This is a genomic window from Saccharothrix sp. NRRL B-16314 (genome assembly GCF_000716595.1).
GTDB lineage: Bacteria > Actinomycetota > Actinomycetes > Mycobacteriales > Pseudonocardiaceae > Actinosynnema.
In genome coordinates this window covers 139390-158808 of the sequence record NZ_JNXC01000005.1, presented here as the reverse complement: position 1 = coordinate 158808, position 19419 = coordinate 139390, and the positions used below count along the sequence as shown (strand labels likewise).

Below are 19419 nucleotides of genomic sequence, written 5' to 3'. Positions count from 1 at the left end.
GCGCCACCCCGATCACTGCTCCGATCGCCGCTCGGTGATCACCCGGTAGAGCGGGCGCAGCGCGTCGGTCACCGGGTGCCCGTCCACGACCAGCGGTTCGAGCTGGTCGAGCAGGGCGTCCGGCCGCCTGCGCACGGGCTCCGCGACGTCCGGCACGACCTCGGCGACCTTCGGCCGCAGCCAGAACCGGTCGAAGTCCGGCTCCTCCGCGACCTCCCTCGGCTCCTCGGCGGGGATGGGCGCCCGCAGGTCGCGCAGCCGGTCCAGCAAGTCCTCCCGCGACCGGCCGCGCCAGGCCAGGATCTCGAACGGGTCGGTGTCGAACGACTCGGCGAGCAGGTAGCAGGTGGCGGCCAGGTGCTTGCACGGCACTTCCCAGTCCGGGCACGTGCAGTCCATGGACAGCTCGCGCATCGTGCTCGGGAACAGGGTCAGGCCGAGGTCGGCGAACACCTCCTCGATCTCCGGCGGCATCTCGCCCGCGAGCAGCTTGGCCGCGAAGATCGCCCGGTCCGCCAACGCGTGCTCGATGCGTCGCCAGTCCTCGTCGCTGAACTTCCGCACGCCGATCCGCGCCCGGTACGGCTCCGGTCGCGTCCCCGTCACCAGCGCCACGACCAGGCTGGTCGACAGGGACATGGTCATCACCTGCCCGGACCTCGCGTACGTGCGGCCACGGTTCAGGCGCGCGGCCATGCCGAACGACTCCAGCACCTCCAGGAACCGCCGCGACCACCACGTCTGCGCGATGTCACCCCGCTTGCTGCGCAGCGTCAGGCCGCCTTCGACCCGGATCGGGCGTGACGGCGGGTGCGATCCGTGCCAGTCAGTCACCGACGGCCTCCCCGGACAGGGCGAACAGCGCGCGCAGTTCGCCGGTCGACAACTCGGTCAGCCAGTCCTCGCCGGCGCCGACCACGAGCTGCGCCAACCCGCGCTTCTCCTCGATCATCCGGTCGATGCGCTCCTCCAGCGTGCCGACGCACACGAACTTGCGCACCTGCACGTGGTTGCGCTGGCCGATGCGGAACGCCCGGTCGGTCGCCTGGTCCTCCACCGCCGGGTTCCACCACCGGTCGAGGTGGATGACGTGGTTCGCCGCGGTCAGGTTCAGCCCGGTGCCGCCCGCCTTCAACGAGAGGACGAAGATCGACGGGCCGTCCTCCTCCTGGAACCGCCGCACCATCTCGTCCCGCGCCTTCTTGGTCGTGCCGCCGTGCAGGTAGAGCACCTCGGTGTCGAACCGGGCGGCCAGGTGCGGGACGACGAGCGAGCCGAAGGCGGTGAACTGGGTGAAGCACAACGCCTTGTCGCCGTCCGCGAGCGCTTCGTCCAGGACTTCCTCCAGCCGGGCGAGCTTGCCCGACCGGCCGGCGACGCGCGAGCCGTCACCGAGGAGCTGCGCCGGGTGGTTGCAGACCTGTTTGAGGCGGGACATCGTGGCCAGCACCAGGCCCTTGCGCTTCACGCCCTCCGCTTCGGCGATCCGGGCGAGCATGTCGTCCACCACCGCCTGGTACAGCGAGGCCTGCTCGGCGGTCAGCGTGCAGAGCTGCTTGACCTCGATCTTGTCCGGCAGGTCGGTGATGATCCGGGGGTCGGTCTTGAGCCGGCGCAGCACGAACGGGCCGGTGATCCGGCGCAACCGGACGGCGGCGTCCTCATCGTGGTGCCGTTCGATCGGCACGGCGAACCGGGCGCGGAACGTGTTGATCGTGCCCAGCACGCCGGGGTTGACGAAGTCCATGATCGACCACAGCTCGGCCAGCCGGTTCTCCACCGGCGTTCCGGTCAACGCCACCCGGTGCCGAGCGGGCAGGGAGCGCACCACCCGTGACTGGAGGGTCGAGCTGTTCTTGATGTTCTGCGCCTCGTCCAGCACCACCCGGTCCCACGAGACGTCGGCGAGCTTCCCACCGTCCCGCGCGACCACCGCGTACGTGGTGATCACCAGGTCGCAGGAGACGTCCAACGCCCGGTCCGCGCCGTGGTAGACCCGGATCTCGAGCCCCGGCGTGAACCGCGCGGCCTCCCGCTGCCAGTTGCCGACGACCGACATCGGGCACACCAGCAACGTCGGCAGCCGCCGTCCGTCCCGCCTGTTGTGCGCCTCCAGTGCCAGGACCTGAACGGTCTTGCCGAGCCCCATGTCGTCAGCCAGGCAGGCGCCCAGCCCCAGCCGGTCGAGGAATGCCAGCCAGGCGAGCCCCCGCTGCTGGTAGGGACGCAGCTCGGCGACCAGTCCCGGTGGCTGCGCGACCGGTTCGAGGTGGTGCTCGACCTCGCCGGACAGCAGGTCGCCCAGCCACCCGGTGGCTTCGACCCCGGTCAACGGCAACGGCAGGTCGACGTCGTCCGGGTGCAGCCCGGAGTGCAACAACACCTGCGCCGCCGTCATCTGCCCGCCGCCGCGCCTGAGGAAGGCGAGGCCGGCAGCGAGCCGTTTGGGGTCGACGTGCACCCACTGGCCGCGGACGCGGATCAACGGCACCTTGGCCGAGGCGAGCGACAGCAACTCGTCCTCGGTCAACCGCTCGTCACCGACCGCGAGCTGCCACTGGTAGTCCACCAGGACTTTCAGCCCGAGCTCGCTCTCCTTCGCCACCTGACCCGCCGTGCCGCGACTGGTTGCGCTGAGCCGCAGCCCGAGCCGGTGGGGCTGACGCCACCACGAGGGCAGCATCACGCCGAACCCGGCCTCGGACAGAACCGCGGCGTGCTGGAGGAAGTCGTAAGCGCCTTCGACGTCGAGCTCCAACTCGACGGGCCGCCGAGCCGCCAGTGCCCGGTCCAGCGCGGGGTAGAGCCGCCCCGCCCGGCCCAGGTCGCCCAGCAGGACGTCCTCGGGTCGGGCGACCCACCGTCGGAGGACCGCGTCCTGCTTGTGCCACAACTGTTCCGCGGTGACCACCACGCTCGGCTCGTCCACGGCTTGCAGCAGGAACTCGACCCGCCACCCGTCCTTGGCGGAGCCGCCCTGGTCAGGTGAGCTCAATCGGAAACAGGTCCGAACAGGACTCTCCTGCAACCCGGTGGTCCGCCAAGCCGCCAACTTGGCGCGAAGCGCTCCCACCTCCCCTTCGACGCGGGGGTCACCCGTCAACGCGTTGAGCCAGCGCCCGACGATCCCCTTCCCGCCAACGGCAGTGCCCGCCAGCGCACGCCTTGCTTCGCGGTCGACAGCACGGTCCAAGACCTCCAGCACGAGATCGCCGGTCCCGTCGTCAGCGCGGAACGACGGCGGCGCACCAGCCCGAAGCGCCGCATACCGCAACGAGTCCACTCCGGACAGGGCGGAACGCCACCGGGCACACCCGTCGCCGTCGACAGAGGGAAGGACGCGTCCCCGACGAACCAACTCGCGGCCGAGGTCGAGGACGTCGACGAGGAACTTCCCGGAGGCGCCCACCCGGCAATCCGGCGGTGGCTCGGCCGGCATCCCGTCCACCCACACGACAGGGACCAGCCACTCACGCCACCGAAGCGCGCCACGCCGGGAGCCGGTAGACGCCCGGACCAACTCGGGCGACTCCACGGGTCCGCTCGCGTAGGACGGCAACCGGACAGCCAGGAGCCCCACCTCGCCGCCAGTGAGCAACGAGGCCAAGGCGTCCCCGGGAACGGCGAACGGATGCCCGACCGCCACCCGCGGCAACCGCCCGACAACCCGACCAGGCAACGACGAGTCCTCGGCCCACAAAGCGACCCGTCCACCAGCCACGCCCAGCGCGTGCAGCACCAACACCCCTGCACTATCCGCCCAACACCCACCCCTCCTTTCCACCGGGTCCACCCGACCGTCGGTCCGCGCCGGCCGGTGGTGGTCTCGTGAGGGGTCGGGCCTGCCGTGGCGGCGCCACCACGGCAGGCCCGCCGGTCACCCGACAAGACCCTGGGCACATCACCGAACCCGACCGAACCTCCCTCGACGCGGCCGGTCAGGTCCAGCAGCCCTCACTCGACTGGTACCACCCGCCGCTGCATAACCCCGCCGCAGCACCTCCGCACCGTCGTCACGTCCGGCGGCACGGCAGGTCAGGTTCAGCGGCTCACATTCGGCCAGCCTCGCCCGGAGTCGTCACACCCGCCGCTGCCCTCCGCGCCCTCGTTACTTCTGGTGGCGCGGCTGGTCGGGATCAGCCGAGCCCACTTGACCGATCTCACTCGAAGCCGTCACACCCGCCTCAACACCTCCGCACCGTCATTACCTCTGGCGGCGTGGCTGGTCAGGTTCAGCCGAGCCAATTTGACCGGTCTCGTCCGGAGCCGTCATACCTGCGGCAGCCTCCGCACCGTCATCACCTCTGGCGGGCCGGCGGGTCAGGTCCCGGTGAGTTCATTCGACTGGTCTCACCTGGAGCCGTCCTAACCCGCCGGAACACCTCCGCACGGTCGTCACATCGGGCGGGGCGGCTGGTCAGGTTCAGCCGAGCCCACTCGACCGGTCTCGTCTGGAGTCGTCACACCCGCCTCAACACGTCCGCACCGTCGTCGGACAGCGCTCGCCCAGGCACATCCGGATCACAGCCCACCTTGGCCACCCGCGATCGGATCGAGGTGGGGGATCGTTCCAACCGTTTGGCGATGGAGCGGATCAGATCGGCAGCCGGCACGTCGTGGGACGCGGCCATCCACTCGCTCCTGAGGTCGTCGTCCAACTCCTGCGTCCAAGGCTGATTGGCGTTCGCAGGACGACCCGGCCGGTCCGGTCGATCTCGGGACGAGCCCGCCGGCGCACCGCTCAACCGGGCCAGAGCGTCCAAGACCTGCCCGAGCAACTTGCCGATCTTCACGCCCGCCTCGGCGGGCATCCGGATCGACCCTTCGGCCACCAACGCCCCGGACCCGTCCACGCCGGCCAGGTCGACCGACAGCCCCGAATCGGCCGTCGCGACCAACTGGTAGGTGGTGGAGCCGATCCGGACCGCGTTCTCATACGTCGTTGTCGTCATGTCGATGACGCTAGCGCAGGGGTCCGACAATTCTGATCGACCGCGGTCCCGCTCAGCCGCAGAGCCGACAACCGTGGGCACCGGCCGCGGCGCCCGCCAGGTACACCTTCAGGTGCTCCGCGATGGCCCGAGCCAGACCCGGCGGCACGGCGTTCCCGATCTGCCTGGCCACCGAGATCTTCGACCCGCACCACTCGAAGTCATCCGGGAACGACTGCAGCCGGGCGGCTTCGAGGTGCGTGATCGGCCGGTCGACCCGGTGCCCGTCCTCACCCGGCTCCCACTGCGGGTGCAGGTATCGGCCCTTCTCCGGCTTGTAGAACTCGGTCCGGATGGTCAGCGACGGCTGGTCCCACCGCATCCGGCCCATCACGTCCGTCGTGCCCGTCTTCTTCTCCCGCCAACACCGGGGCAACAACTCCACCGGCAGGTCGAACCGACCGCCGCCGGGCGGGATGTGCCGGTACCGCTCCAACGACATCGGCGTGGGGTTGCGCCCGATGTGCAGTTCCGGGCTCTTGAACGGCCCCGGCAACTCCCGACCGAAGAACTCGACCACGGACCCCGGTAGCGACGTCGTCAACGGCTGCTCCGGCAGGCCGCGCAGCACGTCGCCCACGGTGTGCCAGCGCTCCCGCGCATGAGTGGGCGTGGGCAGCGGGATGCGTCCGATCCGGGAGCCGATCACGATGGTCCGCCGCCTCCGTTGCGGCACACCGAAATCGGCCGCGAGCAGGATGCCGTAACTCAGCTCGTAGCCCTCGGTCTCGGCTTGGAGCAACGCGAACTCCGTCGACGCCAGGAACCGGTCGACGTTCTCGATCACGAACACCGCCGGTCGGGCCCGCCGCACGAAGCGCAGGTACTCCCGCCACAGCGAGTTGCGCGGATCGTCGACGTCCTTCGAGCCGAGGTTCGAGAACCCCTGGCACGGCGGACCGCCCACGATCACGTCCACCTCGGGGATCGCGTCGTCCGGCACGGCCGCGATGTCCGACCAGCGGATGTGGTCCTCACCGAAGTTCGCCGCGTACGTCGCCGCCGCGTGCAGGTCCCACTCGACCGCCATCGCCTGCCGGTACCCGCCCGCTGCGGCGAACCCGGAAGTCATGCCGCCACAGCCGGCGAACAGGTCGATCATGGACAGCACGAGGGCCAGGCTAGTCCATGAACGGCATCGACTCGGGGAAGCCGACCTCGCCGCTCAGGCTTGGCCGGCCGGACCCCGCCGCTCCGACTCCGCCGGCACGCTCCAGCGCCGGATCAACCCAGCCGGGCGCGTCGCTCCAGTACCGCCGCCCGAACCCGAGCAGCCGCGATCGTCGGGTCCTCGTGCTCCCACACCCGCACCGCGAGCCACCCCGCATCGGCCAACACACGATCCGTGTTGACGTCCCGAGCCTGATTCGTCTCGATCTTGGTACGCCAGAACTCGCCGTTGCGCTTGGGCCACGTGCCGTGCTCCGGGCAGCCATGCCAGAAGCAGCCGTCCACGAACACCGCGACCTTCGTCGGCCCGAACACGACATCCGCCTCACGTCGCACGGCGCGCACAGGCCGCTGGTGCACCCGGTAGCGCAACCCGAGCCGGTGCAGTTCACGCCGCAACGCCACCTCGATCGCCGTGTCACGAGAGCGCTGCTTGCTCATCCGGGCGCGGACGTCGTCCGTCGTCTCCAGGTTCGGCACCAGGCCATGATGGCTCACGCCGGGTGCAGCACGTCCCGCAGCCTCCGCGCCGCACGGTCGAGTTGCGTGCGCGACGGCAGCACCGCCGCGCCGACCTGCGTGTACTCCGTGACTCCCAGATCGGTGAAGAAGAACGGCGGCATCGCGTGCACCAACAAGTCCTCCGACCGCTGCGAACCGCCGCGCGGGTTGATGATCAAGCGCTCCACCCACGCATCGACCTTGAACACGGTGTCCGCCAACGGGTGCACGCGCACGTCCAGCCCATGCCCGCGCAGCACCGCCAGCACCCACAAGTCACGCAGGAACCCCAGGTACTCGGACACGACCCGCTTGCGCACCGCAGCACGCCCCTCCGCACCCACCTCGGCGATCACCTCGCGCGCCGGCGTCCACAACATCGCCCGAGCCTTCTCGTCCGCCTCGCAGAACTCCCGGAACTCGGACCACCCGGGTAATCGCCCCAGCGCCTCGACCACGTGGTGCGCCACATGCGTGAAGGCGAAGTCCGGCCGCCACTGCCGAACCTCGACGGGCTCCGACCCCGACCTCACCACCGGCGCACTGCGGCACGCCGCCTCGACCTGATCCGCGGTCACCCGGTACACCGCAACGGACTCGTGCGCCATCACGTGCTCGACGACGTGCTTCCGCTTGCCGTACCAGTGGTTGAAGTGGAACCGCGTTTCCTGCGTGACGTTGAAAAGCCGACGCACGTCCATTGCCCCAGTCATGACGCAGAGGGTACGGACGACCACCGACAGTCCCGGAGAAACCGCAGGTCAGGTGATCGACAGGTTGGCCCGGTCAGCCGCCGACCGCCCCGCGTCCCACCCCGCGGCACTGCGCACCGGCGTGCTCTTCGCGACCGTCCGCGTGAACATCGCCCCGAAGTACTCCTCCACCGCCTTCTTGCGTTCCGCCAGCACGGGCAACAGCCGCTCGTCATCGGCCGGCACCTCGTTCGCCGTCCGCAGCCGTTCCCCGATCCGGTGCGCGTACGACAGCAGGAACGACTTCCGGAACGACGCCGACCTCGCCTCGTCGCCCTTGCGCGCCTTCTCACCCGCCGCGACCATCGCACGCGTCGCCTGGACCAGCAGCGACGCCGACAGCAGCTCCACGATCTCCAGGTCGAGCTCCTCGCCGACCAGCGCCACGAACCCCAGGTCGTACACCACGGCCCGGCACCGGTTCGCCTCGGCGACCACGTGCACCACCTGCGCCTTGCCGTCGAAGTACCGCTTGTCCAGCCACAACCGCCGGGACGTCGTGGTCGCCGCCTCCAGCGGCATCCGTTCCAGCGCGTGCCGCGTCACCAGCTCCTGGGCCTTGGCCGACAGCGCCTCGGCCTCCTCCGGGAACGCCGTCGACTCGGCCTTCGCGAGCAGCCCGCGCACCCGGTTGAGGATGCGGGGGTCCACGTGGTGGTGGTCCATCGCGGCCAGCGGTGTGCCCGGCTTCGGCAGGATCACCGGCAGCCCCGGCAACGTGATCAAGACGCGCAGCACCGCCACCGCACCGGCCACGGCGTCGTCCCGCAACTCGATGTGCCGGCGAGCCCACTGGTCGAGGTAGGGCTGCGTGACGTCCCACCAGACCGTCGCCTCGATCTCCGCCAACTGCTCCTGCCAGCGCGGGTGCAACGACGAGTACCGCGAAGCCTCCGCCGCCAGCGCGTCGACCAAGACCGACAGCGCGCGCTCGTCCTCGTTGCGCCGCACCACCTCGTACACGTCGTAAGGCAGCCAGCCGTGCTCCCACAGGTGCTCGAAGGCACGTCGAAGCACCCACTGGACCGCGTCGTCCACTTCGGCCGGTGGGAGGGAGGAGGTGTGCGGCAGCGAGGCCCGGCGATTCGCCGCGGCCCGCCACAACACCTCGCGTAGGGAGCTCACGACCGCCGATTGTCCCCTTTCGGGTGTGGTGTCGCGGCAGCCGGTGCGCGTTGCGGGTCTGCGCGCGCTCCGACGTGCCAGCCTCGCGCCGTGAGCCGGAAGACGCAGACCACGAAACGGCGGCAGATCGTGGTGGTCCGCCGTCCACAGGGGACGCCGCTGACCGCGGAGCAGCAGCGGGTCGTGCACCGCTGCCGCACCCTGCCGCAACTGCTCGACCCGCTGGAGGCCGAGTTGACGGTCAGCACCGCCGTCGCCGACGTCCGGCCGGACGAGGAGTTCTGGGCGGGTCTGATCGAGCACGCCGTCTCACTGCCCAGCCGCCGCAACCACGCCCTGCTCCGCGTCCTGGCCGCCACCCTCACCGGCCGGCCGCGCGAGTGGGCCGCGAACGCCGTGGCCCCGGCCCGCCCGGCCCTGGCGGTCGGCGGCGCCTGGATCTGCGACCGTTCCATCGACGCCGGCTACCTGGCCCTGATCTGCACCTATACGTTCGGGGACGACGGGCACGCGATGGTGTTCCTGATCGACGAGCTGTCCGGCGGCGAGGTGCGCACGGCGTTCGTCACCCGGGACGTCACCACCGCGCGCCACCGCTTGGCCGAACAAGGCCCGCTGACCCCGATCGGCGCGGAGGCCGCCCACTGGCTCCTGGCCAAGTCCTACGACCGCCTCGATCGCAACACGGACGCCCTCGTGAACCAGGACGTCGAGCGGACCCGGCTGCTGGCCGGCAGACGGATCGCACTCGCTTTCGGGTGACCGCCACCACGGCGGTGTACCAGGCCATGCCACCGCGGGAAGGCGATCATTGTTCCGGACTGGTGGTCACGGCTCGTCGTTGCTGCCGCTCAAAGCGGTCCTGATGAACCGCTGTCGGTCGTGCCGTGATCGGGGCGATGGTGGCCTGTTCGCGTCCGGAATGGCACTGGGAATGGTCCTGGACGCGACCGTGATCCGCGCGGTCCTGGTGGCGGCGACCGTGGCGATGATGGGGATGTGGAACTGGTGGCTACCAGACCAGGCCGCGAAGCTGCCCCGGGTGGAGCCCTCGCCACTGCGGAGCGGGAAAGTGCACGGATCGCCGTGAATCCGGCTTCCGAATCACCGGCGATGTCGTCCGGGCATAAAAAAAGAACCAGGCCGGTGGTAATACCGGCCTGGTTCCGAATTGTGCGCCGCCAGGGACTCGAACCCCGAACCCGCTGATTAAGAGTGCCCGTGAGAACGTGTCGGATAGTGACGCATGATGTCATGTTCCGCCGTTACCGCAGGTAGAAGTCTTGCGGAAGTGTCAAGCCGTGTCGCGTTAGACCGGGATCAATCGGAACGTGCGGTCTCCCCGTGGTCTCCCGTGGAGGCGTCCGGCCGGCGCGGCATCTTCGCCCCCGGCTCACGCAGGTACCAGCGGATGAACGCGCGCACCGCTTCCGACCGGTCGGTGTCGGACTGCTCGGCTGCCGCGCCGAACCGGTCCCACAGGTCGGTGTCAACGCGGATGGTCTGCCGAGCAGTGCCGCGCCCGCTCCTGACTGTCACGGGCGCCAGGGTGTCATGACGATCGTCCGTGATGGGGGTTGCATGTGTCATGACACAAGGCTACCGTTGTGTCATGACACAGGGAAGACGCGATCAGCGAAAACCCTGAACAAGCGAGCGGCCCCCGGTGGTGTTGGCGCACCGACCGAGGGCCTTGATCCACCGACCTGACTCAACCAGGGAGCGGACCCATGACGGATTCTCGCAGCATCCGGACAACCGACGCCAACCCGGGCGACGTGCCCATTTACGGCATGTTCGCCGGCCCTACGGCTGGGCTGGACGCGCACCTGAACCCGATGCCGTGCCTGGCCGGTTGCATCACCGATCACGTGCGCCACGCGGTGCAGGGCCTGCGGAAGAAGATGTGCCACGCCGAGCGGCCGGTGGCCGTGGTCAAGGACTCCATGACGCCCGACCTCGGACGGTCCGTCAGCGTCAGCGTCGTCGCCGAGACGGTGGGCGCGGCCCGGTACGCCGGTATCGAGCTGCACATCGACACCAACGGGCGCGATCACCTCACATTCGATCCCTCGGACCTGCGCCGTCTCGCTGCCGTGCTGCTTGACGCCGCTGACGATGCCGAAGCGCTGGCCCGATCCCGCGCGGTCTGACCGTGCCGGTTGCCCACCGGCCGCGCGCCGGTCGGTGGGCTTCACGGGGCGACTCAGCCCGTATTCCGAAGGGACACCAACTGTGATCACCACGAAGACCGCCACCAACAACGACAACGAGCGCCGCATCGGGCTGTGCGTCCGGTGCAGCGCCAAGACCGGCAACGGCACGGTGCTGTGCGACAGGTGCCACGCCAACTACTGACCCTGACCGTGCCGGGTGTCCACCGGCCTGGTGGTCGGTGGATATCCGGGGCGTCTCAGCCCGCCAACCTTGAGGGAGGAACCGTGACCACGTTCAACACGCTGCGCAGGCTGCCGCTGCCGGTGGCCGTGGCGTTCGCGGTGGTGACCGTGCTGACGCTGTGCGCCCGGATCGTGGTGTTTGCCGCGGCGCTGGTCGCCGACGTCGCCGAGCGCCTGGCCGACGCCGGCGACACCGCGCGCCTGTCGGTGCACACCGCGTCCACCGCGCCGGCGACCACCTCGGGCGGTGTCCGGTGATCCAGTGGAAAGCGATCCTGGACCGGGTGCGTGCGGCAGAGGACCGGAGTGCCGCGCTGCGCGGCGTGTCGACGACCACCGCGCGGGAGTGGTGCGACTACTACCGCCGGCTTGCCGAGGTCGAGACCGAGTTGGCCGCGTTGTGGAACGAGATCGGCGCGGGGACGCCGGTGGGGTCCGCGATGCACCACGTGCTGTGGTCGGCCGCGTACGACGCCGCGCGGCTGCACGAGCAGCGGGCGGCCGACGCGCGGGCGTCGCTGCGTTCCTGGGAACAGCGGATGTCCGCGGACACCGCCGGGGGTGTCCGGTGAGCGGGTGGGCGGAGGACCGGCGTGCCGACCGGGTGGCGGCTGCGGAGCAGCGCCGCGCCGATCAGGCGTTGATGTTCGAGCAGCGTCGCGCCGACCGGCAGGCCGACGCCGAGCGCCGCCAGGCCGAGCGGGACGCGGCGGCACAGCGTCGCGCCGAGCGTCGGGCCGTGCTGTCCGGATGGGTCCGGGCGAACACCCTGAACCTGTTGTTCGTGCCGGTGATCGTGGTTCCGGCGGTGCTGGCGTGGACGGCGATGGCCGCCTACGGCCGTGAGGTGTTCGGGCCGGTGGGCACGCTGTTGCCGCTGTTCTCCGAGGGCGCGATGTGGATGTTCGCGTTCGCCGTGCCGATGGCCCGCCGCGCGGGTCGCCCGGTCGGGTGGCTGCACGTCGGGACGTGGGTGTTCGCCGCGGTGGCTGCCGTCCTGAACTTCGTGCACGGCTCGACCGTGGCGTACGGCGTGGTGATGGCGCTGGTGTCGGTCGGCGGTGTCGTGGTGCACCAGCTGGTGACCGCCGCGCCGGCCCGTACCCGCCGTACCCGTGCCGAGCGGGACGCTTCCCGGCTGGACCGGCAGGCCGCCCGGAAGGTGCTCGCGGTCCGCCGCGCGGCGCTGGGCCAGGCGGTCGCGGAGCTCGCGCCGGACGGCACCGCCACCCTTGTGCACCGGCCCGGCCTGGTGGCCTACCGGCGCCGGTGGGGTCGTTCCCGGCTGGTGCCCGCGATCGTTCCCGGCCTTCCGGTGACCGAGGTTGACACGGCGCTCGGCGACGCCCTGGCGGCCGAGGTCGCCGAGTACCTGGGTAGCGCCGGGTATGGGCCGGGAAGTGCGGAAACGCTCCTCGACGGGGTGCCGGTGGAGATCGCGGAACGGATCGCGGGTCACGTCGCGCGTGTCCGTGCCGCCATCGCCTCCGGTGCCCTGCCGGACCGGCCGAGTCAGGCCGCGGTGCGCAAGTTCCTGCGCTGCCGTGCCGAGCACGCGGCGATCGTGTGCCGCGCCATTACCGGCCCCGGTGACGACGGTCCCCGACCGGCCGTCACCACGTAGGCCGCCACAGAGTCGCGCTGCTCGCCACGAGCAGCACCAACACCAGGAGGAACACGAGATGAGCGACCAGGTGAGCATCACCGTCCACACCACCGGTACCTGCCCGGCCGGGCACCCGGTCACCTACGACATGCCGGTCAGCGTCGTGCGAGGCACCCACGGGGTCGCCACCGCCAACGCCACCTGCCCCCAGCACGGCAAGCCGGTGTCCCTGTCCGGCACCTACACCACCTGAAGCCCCAGGTGGGCGGCTACCGGCTGGAGACCCTGGCCGCCCACCTGGTCCCACCCCGAGGAGTGGAGCCGAGATCATGGCACAACCCCTGCCCCGTGACGACGACCAGCCGAGCAACCTCGTGCACCTGCCGGGCGCAGCCGCCGAACCGGTGCGCCAGGTGCTCACCGGCGAACTGGTCACCGAGGACGAGTACCAGCGGTCACGCGCACGGAAGGCCGTCGAGGTCGCCCGCGCGAAGCTGCCCGCCCGGTGGCAGGACAACGCCGCTGTCGCCGACATGACGCGGGCCGTCGCGGTCATGCCACTGCGCTACCCCGGTGCGGTGGTACGCGGTTCGGTGGTGGCCTGCCGGGCATGGTGGCAGTGGGTGCGGGTCGCCGACTTCTACGCCGCCGCCAAGTCGACTGACACCCTCGCTGCCAGGTGGCAGGACATCGCCGAGGTCCGCAAGCGTCGGGCGCTGCTCAGCCTCGCGGGGGTCGGCATGACCGGGGTCGGCGGCACCGTGTGGTGGTGGCTGTCCGGCGGGCTGACAGTCGCTCTCGTCGGTGGCACTGCCACGGTGGCACTCGCCGTTGTCGGACGGCGTCGGGACGGCTCACCGGGCCGTCAGGCCTCGCTCGGCGGCGCCCGGTCGCTGGCCATGCTGATGGACGGCAACAACCTGGTCGAGGCGTTCCGGGCGGCCGGCGCGATCGGCAAGGCCGAGGGCCTGCTCATGGTGGAGCGGCCCCGCAACGACCCGTCCGGCTGGTCGATGGTGTTGGACCTGCCGCCGTCGCGGAAGGCGTCCGACGTCGTCGCCAAGCGCGAGGCGCTGGCGTCGGCGCTGGCGGTGGACGAGGTGCGGCTCATCCTCGAACGCGTCCGCGGGGACCAGGGCCACGCCGGGCGCATCTCGGTGTGGATCGGCCACTCCGACCCCTACGCCAAGCCGCCCGTGTCCTCCCCGCTGGCCGACGCCCCCGAGTGGGACTTGTGGCGGGCGGTGCCGTTCGGCCGCACGGCACGCGGGGAGCGGGTCGACGTGCCGGTGGTGTGGACGTCGCTGCTGGTCGGCGCCATCCCGCGCATGGGCAAGACGTACGCCGCGCGCATCCCGGTCACCGCGGCGGCACTGGACCCGTACGTGCGGTTGATCGTGGCGGACGGCAAGGGCGGCAAGGACTTCCGGCCGTTCGAGCGGGTCGCGCACCGGTTCGTGCGCGACGCCCGTACCGCGTCGGCGCTGCGCCTGGTCGCCGTGCTCGAAGAGGCCGCCGCGGACGTCGAGGACCGTTTCGGGCGACTCGCCGACATGAACGACGACCTGTGCCCCGAGTCGAAGGTGACACCGGAGATCACCCGCGACCCCGCGCACGGGATGCCGTTGACCGTGATCGCCGTGGACGAGGTGCAGAACTACCTGGAGAACGACACGCCGCTCGACCCAGACCAGCCGAAGGGCAAGCGCATCGGGCAGCGGATCTGCGACCTGCTGACGTTCATCGCCAAGACCGGCCCGGCCGCCGGGTACTCGCTGGTCCTGGCCACGCAGAAGCCGGACGGCAAGGTTCTGCCGGACAAGCTCCGCGGCCAGCTCGGCACCCGCTTCGCTCTCAAGGTCATGACGTGGCAGGCGTCGGAGACCATCCTCGGTGCCGGCACCTACAAGGCCGGCATGGACGCCTCCAAGCTGCTCAAGGCGCACAAGGGCGTCGGGCTGCTGCTCGGCGCCGATGGCGAGTCGGACCTGTCCGCCGGTGACGCCGTCACGGTGTCGACGGACCTGCTCGGCATCGCCGAGATCCGGGCTGCGTGCGAGCGCGGCAGGGCGCTGCGTGAGGCCGCGGGCACCCTCACCGGCGACGCGGTCGGGGACACCGTGCTCGGTGAACTGCCGCCCGAGGTCGCCGACCTCATCGACCAGGAAGCAGCCGCGTCGGCCCCGGTGGCCGAGGTGGTCGACGCCGAGATCGTCGACGACCTCGAGATGCCCGAGGTGCTGGCGCTGCTGGTCGACGTCATCGAGGACCAGGAGCACGGCCTGGTCCCGGTCGCCGAGCTCGCCGACCGCATCGGGTGGGACGCCAAGCGGTTCGGCGAGGCACTGCGCGCGGCCGGCGTCCAACGCCCCAACCCCGCGCGCCAACGACTCAACGGGTCCCCGCAACCGGTCACGGTCGTCTCGATCGACGCCGTGAAGACCGCCATCACCCGCTACTGACTGGAGACTCCGACATGTCCAACGACGACGACCTCGTGCACATCGGCAAGCGCAGCTGGTGGGACGGCACCGCCAAGACCCTCTGTGGTGAGCGGTGGTCCGCCGCCGACCGCGTGGTGTTCCCGCGGGTGTTCGGCCGCAAGGTCTGCCCCGCCTGCGAGGCAGCGCAGAAGAACAAGTGAGGTCCGCACGGGGTCCGCACAGGGTGTGCGGACCCCGTGCACCTCGTGCAGACCCGTCTACGGCCCGTACAACGCGCTCTGAGCTGCGCTGTACGGGCCGCAAGCGTCTCGTGCGGAGGTAGTGCGGACCACGTCGGTTCAGGCCCGCACAGGCCCGCACAAGGGCACGTGCGGCTACTCGTCGGCGTCGGTGCGTCGCATCGCGCGCAACTGGGCCTTGAGCGCCTCGACGTCCCACCGGGCGTGACCGCCCGCCGTCACCAGTTCGGGTGTCACCAGGCCCTCGGTCCACCACCGGTGCAGCGTCGTCCGGCCGATGCCGAGCGCCTTGGCGGCCAGCGTGGTGGACACGAGTTCGCTGCTCACACCCACACGATGTGGGACAAACGGGACGTTCGCCTGGTGGTCGGAACGAGTGGGACAGGCAGAACCGATGGGACGTTTTGTGGCACTCTCTGCACGGAACGGATGGGACGTTCAGAACGATCGCGGATGGTGAGGCATGTTCCAGATCACGCTGACCGAGGACCAGGTGACACAGCTGTGGGCCTACCTGCGTCGCTGCGTCGCCGAGGTCGAGTCCTACCTAGCAGCCGACGACCTCGACGGCGCGAACGACTTCATGGACCAGGTCGTGGCCGACGCCGGTCAGGGCTGCCACGACCTCGTACTCGACACCATCGCCCGCATCCGGGGTCAGGTGGGTTGGCGGACGTTCGTCCCCGACCACCGGTAGTGCCCGCGGCCATGATCAGCACTATCCGGTCCAGGCCCGCACAAGGGGTAGGGCACCCCGTCAGCTCAGAAGCCGGCCCGGGTTGTGCGGGGAGAGCAAGTCGTCATCCTTGTCGCCAAATCCCGAGTCCATCGTCAACCCGGACCTGTCGGACGGGTTCAAGCCGAACCGGCCGCCGAGACTGACGATGAGCCCCATCGACTCCCGCGCGATCTGCCAGGACGGGTTCTTGCGCAGGTCGTAGATCAACGTCCCGTCCGACAACTCCCGGACCACCGTCTTGCAGCTCGACCCGTTCTCCGCGATGTCCGCCAACGCTTCCCTGGCGATGACCACCACCGTGCACAGCTGGGCGAACGCGTCCACATCCCACGCCGTCAACACGCCCTTGGCCACCATGTCCGGCGCCAACCGCTCCCAGACCGCCAGCGCCCGCTCGTCCAACCACGCCGGCGGGACCACCTCGACCATGCTGGGCTTCGGCTCATTCAGGTTCAGCCGCGAGGAACGCTCCCCGTGCAGGATGGCCAGGCTGGTAGGCCGCCTGGCAGGCCCTCTCTTACCCATTCCGGTACCTCCTGGGGTGAAAACTCGAAAACTCGGCAGCACGCACACGGCCCTTGCCGAGAGCGCTGCGTGTGGAGACCACCCCGGGCGGGGTCACCGCCTGGGGGTGGCTCGAAGCTCTGCGTCCGTGCTGGTCAGGTGGTGCCGACAGGGGGTGCGCAATGGACACCCCTGTCGGGTCGGTCAGGCTGCGTCGTTGCCGGTCGGTGCTTGCCGCTGGTTGTGGTTCCACTCGCGAAGCCGGTCGGCGGCGGTCTGCCGCACCGTGAGGTTGCCGAAGCGGGCGATGGCTTGGAGCAGGCCGCGGTTACGTCCGGTGTCGGGCAGAGCGCGGATCTCGGCGGGGGTGTAGTCACTTCTCACGGTGGCCTCCGTTCATGATGCGGGCGGCGCGCTGGAGTTCGGCAGAGGTTCGGTGGGCGCGGATCTGGCTGGCCAGGTTGTCCAGCATGATGGGCGTCGGGTAGGGCTTTCGGTCTTCCCGCTTGTCGATCGCTGCTTGGTGTTCGGCGGCGATCACGCGGGCGCGCTCGTACTTCTCGGCGGCCTGCCCGATGGTGGGCACCCACAGTTCGACCGCGGGGTTGGCGAGCAGGCTTCGCAGGTGGCCGATGGGGTCGGTGAAGACGAACGGCTGCGGGTCGCGCTTGTCCTTGGGCAAGTCCTGGATGGTGCGGCGCCAGTCGGGGTGCAGCTCGGCGTAGTTGGCGATCTCGCCAACGAGGTTCAGCACGCTGCGCAGGGACACCTGTTGCCCGCTGGCGGGTAGTTCAATCCACTGGGTGTCCGTGCCGCACCGCTTCTGAGACAGGGTGACTTGCGCATCACGGATCTCCTGGTAGCGCTCGGCCAGCGGCCCGAGACTGGCCCAGGCCGATGCTGCGGCGGGGCCGCTGGTGATGGCGTCTTGTGCGCTGTGGATGCCGTCGAGGTGGGTCAGGAGCGTGCGGGCTTCGTCGATGAGTTCTCCAAGGTGGTCGTGGAGGGTGTCGAGTCCGTCGTCGGCACCGTCTTGTACGGCGAGTTCACGCCTGTTCTCCAGGGCGGCTTGAGCCCACACGAGCACCGACTCCTCGGCCTTGAGGATCTCGCCGTGGTTGGCGTTCTCGTGGGCGCGGCGGCCGAGGTCGTCGGGAAGCGGTCCGCCGGCGCAGGCTGCGGCGGTGATGTCGGTCAGTAGTGCGGTGTCGAGGTTGCGGCGCTTCGTTCGGGCGGCGAGGTCTGCGAGGTGCTCCTTGATGATGGCCAGGCCGGTCTCGGCTTCGCGGACGCCGGGCATTGCTGCGGTGATCTTTTCGAGCAGTCTCATGGGCGCTTCTCCGAAGTGTGAGGAAAGGGGGAACGGGGGAACGGGGGGAACGGGTTGGGTCGCTCTGTCTCTCGCGCGTTCACGTGGAGTCAGATGGCGAATGTATTTATGCAGGTCAGAGGGTTTCGCTCTGTCGGCGGTTACGGGCGGTAGCCGCCGCGCGAGCGATGAGCCGTTCCCCCCGTTCCCCCGTTCCCCCTTATGCATCCAGCACCTCCGGGGCGTTCGGACCGACGCGGTAGCGGTTGCCGCGACCGGCCTTCTCCGGGACGAGGTAGCCGCGGTCGACGGCGTAATCGAGCGCGGCGGAGAAGTGGGCGCGGTATCGCCCGGACGCGTCCTTGAGCTGGCGGTGCTCGACCGCGGGCACGTTCGCGTCGCGGGCGACACGGCGCACCAGGACCGATACGCAGTTGGTGAACGCGACCTGTTCGCGCTTCTCGGTGTTCTCGGCGACGGCGTCGGCAGTGCGGACGCCGACCGACACAACGCGTTGTGCGCGTTCCTCTGCCTCTCGTGCCGCAAGGCTGCGGCCGTGGGCGATGGCGGAGTCACGGACGGCGGCCGAGGTTCCCATGACCATCCCGGCCAACTCCCAATCCTCAGCGGTGACGTCCTGGCGCCCGTCCCACCGGGCGAGGTGCGCGGCGATGCGGCCCCGGAACTGAGTGGCGTGGGTGTCCTGCTCGCTGAGGGTGGTGTGCCCGGTGAGCACCGCGCGTCGGGTCGCGATGATCTCCGCACGGATGGCGCGGTCCTTGAGGACGTGCTGGACAGGCGGGGCATCTGGCCGCGGGCCGCTGTTGGTTGGTGTGCTGTTCAGAGGTCCCGGCCACGGGGGTAGTTCCTCGGGTGCGTCGGGGTCGAGTGCGGAGCAGAACAAGAACCGGTGTGGGGTGCCTCCACCGACCTGCTTGGGGTCGAACAAGGGTCCGATGGTGTCCGGCTGGAACCCGATGACCAGCCCCATCGAGTAGCCGCCGGCCAGTAGTTGCCGGTCCCGCTCGGCGCTGGCGTTGGCCTGCCCGAGGTTCTCGCCGGACCACGCCGATCGGATCATCTGGGCCACGGTGGTTCCGCTGCGCCCGGTGATGACCTTGAGCAGGGACTCGCCTTCGTCCAGCTCGAACAGGACGTTTGAGCGGACCTGTGCCCGGACTTTGACCGGCTCGCCCTTCGGTCCGATGTCGTCGGCCATCCCGTAGTACGCCTCGATCATGCCTTCACCGGACCCGAGGGACCGGGCGCGGAACTCGTCTGTGAGGTGCTTGGGCACGGTAAGCAGGTCGGTGGCGCACCGGACTGCCTGTCCCTTGCCGGTGCCGGGGTGTCCGAGGATGATCGCGAACACCGTCATCGGGGCACCGTTGCCGGTGCTGTACAGGTCCACATTGTCGCCGGGGTTCAGGTAGGCGCTCTGCCGTGCGAGCACGGCACCGAGAACGGCGTCGGGGCTGGCGAACCGCGACCGGGCAGCGTCGCGGATGTGGCGGAGGACAGGCCGCGCTGTCCAGAACTCGTCGGGGAGGTTCAGGGCCGGACCGGCCAGAGAGCTCCCGGTTTCGAGTGCGGGGACCACCGCGAGGTGCGCTGGGCGCATCTCGGCGGCTTCCTCCGCA

The 19419-nt window shown here is 70.2% G+C and carries 24 protein-coding genes; 11 read left to right on the top strand and 13 right to left on the bottom strand.

All coding sequences use genetic code 11. The features are described from left to right. Positions 1 to 12: 12 nt before the first annotated feature. The 7 genes from OQ02_RS11875 to OQ02_RS11845 all read right to left on the bottom strand — a co-directional run bounded on the left by OQ02_RS11875 (position 13) and on the right by OQ02_RS11845 (position 8539). Positions 13 to 834 carry an SWIM zinc finger family protein gene (locus OQ02_RS11875; RefSeq protein WP_033438407.1) on the bottom strand — a complete coding sequence of 274 codons (822 nt, stop codon included), beginning with the start codon at positions 832 to 834 and terminating at the stop codon, positions 13 to 15. Beyond that, entirely contained in the window at positions 827 to 3745 is a 2919-nt protein-coding gene (locus tag OQ02_RS11870; protein WP_033438406.1) for a DEAD/DEAH box helicase, read from the bottom strand. The genes OQ02_RS11875 and OQ02_RS11870 overlap by 8 nt, the downstream gene beginning before the upstream one ends. 715 nt (positions 3746 to 4460) lie before the next feature. Beyond that, positions 4461 to 4952, bottom strand: a complete 492-nt coding sequence (locus OQ02_RS40875) for a hypothetical protein (RefSeq protein WP_156076993.1) — start codon at positions 4950 to 4952, stop codon at positions 4461 to 4463. A 52-nt stretch (positions 4953 to 5004) separates the two neighbouring features. Further along, positions 5005 to 6093, bottom strand: a complete 1089-nt coding sequence (locus OQ02_RS11860; protein WP_033438519.1) for a DNA cytosine methyltransferase — start codon at positions 6091 to 6093, stop codon at positions 5005 to 5007. Positions 6094 to 6215: 122 nt separating this feature from the next. Further along, the gene (locus tag OQ02_RS11855; protein ID WP_051772208.1) at positions 6216 to 6602 is read right to left on the bottom strand and encodes a very short patch repair endonuclease; all 387 of its coding nucleotides are present in this window, start codon (positions 6600 to 6602) and stop codon (positions 6216 to 6218) included. Between the two features lie 53 nt (positions 6603 to 6655). Then, complete coding sequence (locus OQ02_RS11850; RefSeq protein ID WP_156076992.1) at positions 6656 to 7375, bottom strand: hypothetical protein; 720 nt, start codon at positions 7373 to 7375, stop codon at positions 6656 to 6658. 48 nt (positions 7376 to 7423) lie between these two features. Further along, entirely contained in the window at positions 7424 to 8539 is a 1116-nt protein-coding gene (locus tag OQ02_RS11845) for a DUF2786 domain-containing protein (protein WP_051772184.1), read from the bottom strand. Positions 8540 to 8629: 90 nt separating this feature from the next. On the opposite strand from OQ02_RS11845, the gene OQ02_RS11840 reads away from it, so the two are divergent. Together OQ02_RS11840 and OQ02_RS42310 are read left to right on the top strand one after the other, a co-directional pair. Continuing rightward, positions 8630 to 9301 (top strand): hypothetical protein, encoded by a 672-nt coding sequence (locus tag OQ02_RS11840; protein ID WP_033438403.1) that lies wholly within the window; start codon positions 8630 to 8632, stop codon positions 9299 to 9301. Between the two features lie 160 nt (positions 9302 to 9461). Continuing rightward, on the top strand, positions 9462 to 9629 hold the full coding sequence (locus tag OQ02_RS42310; protein ID WP_197043297.1) for a hypothetical protein: 168 nt from the start codon (positions 9462 to 9464) through the stop codon (positions 9627 to 9629). A 230-nt stretch (positions 9630 to 9859) separates the two neighbouring features. Here the strand turns inward: OQ02_RS42310 and OQ02_RS11835 are convergent, their stop codons facing one another. Next, positions 9860 to 10078, bottom strand: coding sequence for a hypothetical protein (locus OQ02_RS11835; protein WP_033438402.1), 219 nt, complete (start codon positions 10076 to 10078; stop codon positions 9860 to 9862). Between the two features lie 191 nt (positions 10079 to 10269). On the opposite strand from OQ02_RS11835, the gene OQ02_RS11830 reads away from it, so the two are divergent. From OQ02_RS11830 to OQ02_RS44750, 8 genes are all read left to right on the top strand, one after another. After that, on the top strand, positions 10270 to 10692 hold the full coding sequence (locus OQ02_RS11830; RefSeq protein WP_156076991.1) for a DUF6907 domain-containing protein: 423 nt from the start codon (positions 10270 to 10272) through the stop codon (positions 10690 to 10692). Between the two features lie 82 nt (positions 10693 to 10774). Beyond that, the gene (locus OQ02_RS46650; RefSeq protein WP_269321612.1) at positions 10775 to 10897 is read left to right on the top strand and encodes a hypothetical protein; all 123 of its coding nucleotides are present in this window, start codon (positions 10775 to 10777) and stop codon (positions 10895 to 10897) included. 83 nt (positions 10898 to 10980) lie between these two features. Then, a complete protein-coding gene (locus OQ02_RS11825; RefSeq protein ID WP_033438400.1) occupies positions 10981 to 11196 on the top strand; it encodes a hypothetical protein in 216 nt (71 codons plus the stop codon). Continuing rightward, positions 11193 to 11510 (top strand): hypothetical protein, encoded by a 318-nt coding sequence (locus tag OQ02_RS11820; protein WP_033438399.1) that lies wholly within the window; start codon positions 11193 to 11195, stop codon positions 11508 to 11510. Before OQ02_RS11825 ends, OQ02_RS11820 begins: the two co-directional genes overlap by 4 nt. Continuing rightward, positions 11507 to 12562 (top strand): DUF2637 domain-containing protein, encoded by a 1056-nt coding sequence (locus tag OQ02_RS40870; protein ID WP_051772183.1) that lies wholly within the window; start codon positions 11507 to 11509, stop codon positions 12560 to 12562. The genes OQ02_RS11820 and OQ02_RS40870 overlap by 4 nt, the downstream gene beginning before the upstream one ends. 58 nt (positions 12563 to 12620) lie before the next feature. After that, positions 12621 to 12797: a hypothetical protein gene (locus OQ02_RS43700; RefSeq protein ID WP_156076990.1), complete on the top strand. Its 177-nt coding sequence runs from the start codon at positions 12621 to 12623 to the stop codon at positions 12795 to 12797. A gap of 76 nt (positions 12798 to 12873) precedes the next feature. Next, positions 12874 to 15006, top strand: coding sequence for a hypothetical protein (locus OQ02_RS11810; RefSeq protein ID WP_081915543.1), 2133 nt, complete (start codon positions 12874 to 12876; stop codon positions 15004 to 15006). A 14-nt stretch (positions 15007 to 15020) separates the two neighbouring features. Next, positions 15021 to 15188 (top strand): hypothetical protein, encoded by a 168-nt coding sequence (locus tag OQ02_RS44750; RefSeq protein ID WP_197043296.1) that lies wholly within the window; start codon positions 15021 to 15023, stop codon positions 15186 to 15188. Positions 15189 to 15362: 174 nt separating this feature from the next. Here OQ02_RS44750 and OQ02_RS11805 read toward each other — a convergent pair whose 3' ends face one another. Next, positions 15363 to 15554 (bottom strand): hypothetical protein, encoded by a 192-nt coding sequence (locus OQ02_RS11805; protein ID WP_033438515.1) that lies wholly within the window; start codon positions 15552 to 15554, stop codon positions 15363 to 15365. A gap of 136 nt (positions 15555 to 15690) precedes the next feature. On the opposite strand from OQ02_RS11805, the gene OQ02_RS11800 reads away from it, so the two are divergent. Beyond that, positions 15691 to 15924: a hypothetical protein gene (locus OQ02_RS11800; RefSeq protein ID WP_033438398.1), complete on the top strand. Its 234-nt coding sequence runs from the start codon at positions 15691 to 15693 to the stop codon at positions 15922 to 15924. A 60-nt stretch (positions 15925 to 15984) separates the two neighbouring features. Here the strand turns inward: OQ02_RS11800 and OQ02_RS11795 are convergent, their stop codons facing one another. From OQ02_RS11795 to OQ02_RS11780, 4 genes are all read right to left on the bottom strand, one after another. Further along, a complete protein-coding gene (locus OQ02_RS11795; protein WP_051772182.1) occupies positions 15985 to 16395 on the bottom strand; it encodes a phage terminase small subunit P27 family in 411 nt (136 codons plus the stop codon). Positions 16396 to 16674: 279 nt separating this feature from the next. Continuing rightward, positions 16675 to 16854 carry a hypothetical protein gene (locus tag OQ02_RS11790; RefSeq protein WP_033438396.1) on the bottom strand — a complete coding sequence of 60 codons (180 nt, stop codon included), beginning with the start codon at positions 16852 to 16854 and terminating at the stop codon, positions 16675 to 16677. After that, positions 16844 to 17800 carry a hypothetical protein gene (locus OQ02_RS11785; protein WP_156076989.1) on the bottom strand — a complete coding sequence of 319 codons (957 nt, stop codon included), beginning with the start codon at positions 17798 to 17800 and terminating at the stop codon, positions 16844 to 16846. Before OQ02_RS11785 ends, OQ02_RS11790 begins: the two co-directional genes overlap by 11 nt. A 199-nt stretch (positions 17801 to 17999) precedes the next feature. Then, on the bottom strand, positions 18000 to 19400 hold the full coding sequence (locus tag OQ02_RS11780) for a hypothetical protein (RefSeq protein ID WP_033438394.1): 1401 nt from the start codon (positions 19398 to 19400) through the stop codon (positions 18000 to 18002). Positions 19401 to 19419 lie beyond the last annotated feature (19 nt).

What these genes read in the sequence shown, in the direction of transcription:
- OQ02_RS40875 (WP_156076993.1), bottom strand. Translation starts at nt 4,952, where the DNA reads ATGACGACAACGACGTATGAGAACGCGGTCCGGATCGGCTCCACCACC.
- OQ02_RS11860 (WP_033438519.1), bottom strand. Translation starts at nt 6,093, where the DNA reads ATGATCGACCTGTTCGCCGGCTGTGGCGGCATGACTTCCGGGTTCGCC.
- OQ02_RS11855 (WP_051772208.1), bottom strand. Translation starts at nt 6,602, where the DNA reads ATGAGCAAGCAGCGCTCTCGTGACACGGCGATCGAGGTGGCGTTGCGG.
- OQ02_RS11850 (WP_156076992.1), bottom strand. Translation starts at nt 7,375, where the DNA reads ATGACTGGGGCAATGGACGTGCGTCGGCTTTTCAACGTCACGCAGGAA.
- OQ02_RS42310 (WP_197043297.1), top strand. Translation starts at nt 9,462, where the DNA reads ATGGCACTGGGAATGGTCCTGGACGCGACCGTGATCCGCGCGGTCCTG.
- OQ02_RS11830 (WP_156076991.1), top strand. Translation starts at nt 10,270, where the DNA reads ATGACGGATTCTCGCAGCATCCGGACAACCGACGCCAACCCGGGCGAC.
- OQ02_RS43700 (WP_156076990.1), top strand. Translation starts at nt 12,621, where the DNA reads ATGAGCGACCAGGTGAGCATCACCGTCCACACCACCGGTACCTGCCCG.
- OQ02_RS11810 (WP_081915543.1), top strand. Translation starts at nt 12,874, where the DNA reads ATGGCACAACCCCTGCCCCGTGACGACGACCAGCCGAGCAACCTCGTG.
- OQ02_RS44750 (WP_197043296.1), top strand. Translation starts at nt 15,021, where the DNA reads ATGTCCAACGACGACGACCTCGTGCACATCGGCAAGCGCAGCTGGTGG.
- OQ02_RS11800 (WP_033438398.1), top strand. Translation starts at nt 15,691, where the DNA reads ATGTTCCAGATCACGCTGACCGAGGACCAGGTGACACAGCTGTGGGCC.
- OQ02_RS11795 (WP_051772182.1), bottom strand. Translation starts at nt 16,395, where the DNA reads ATGGTCGAGGTGGTCCCGCCGGCGTGGTTGGACGAGCGGGCGCTGGCG.
- OQ02_RS11785 (WP_156076989.1), bottom strand. Translation starts at nt 17,800, where the DNA reads ATGAGACTGCTCGAAAAGATCACCGCAGCAATGCCCGGCGTCCGCGAA.
- OQ02_RS11780 (WP_033438394.1), bottom strand. Translation starts at nt 19,400, where the DNA reads ATGCGCCCAGCGCACCTCGCGGTGGTCCCCGCACTCGAAACCGGGAGC.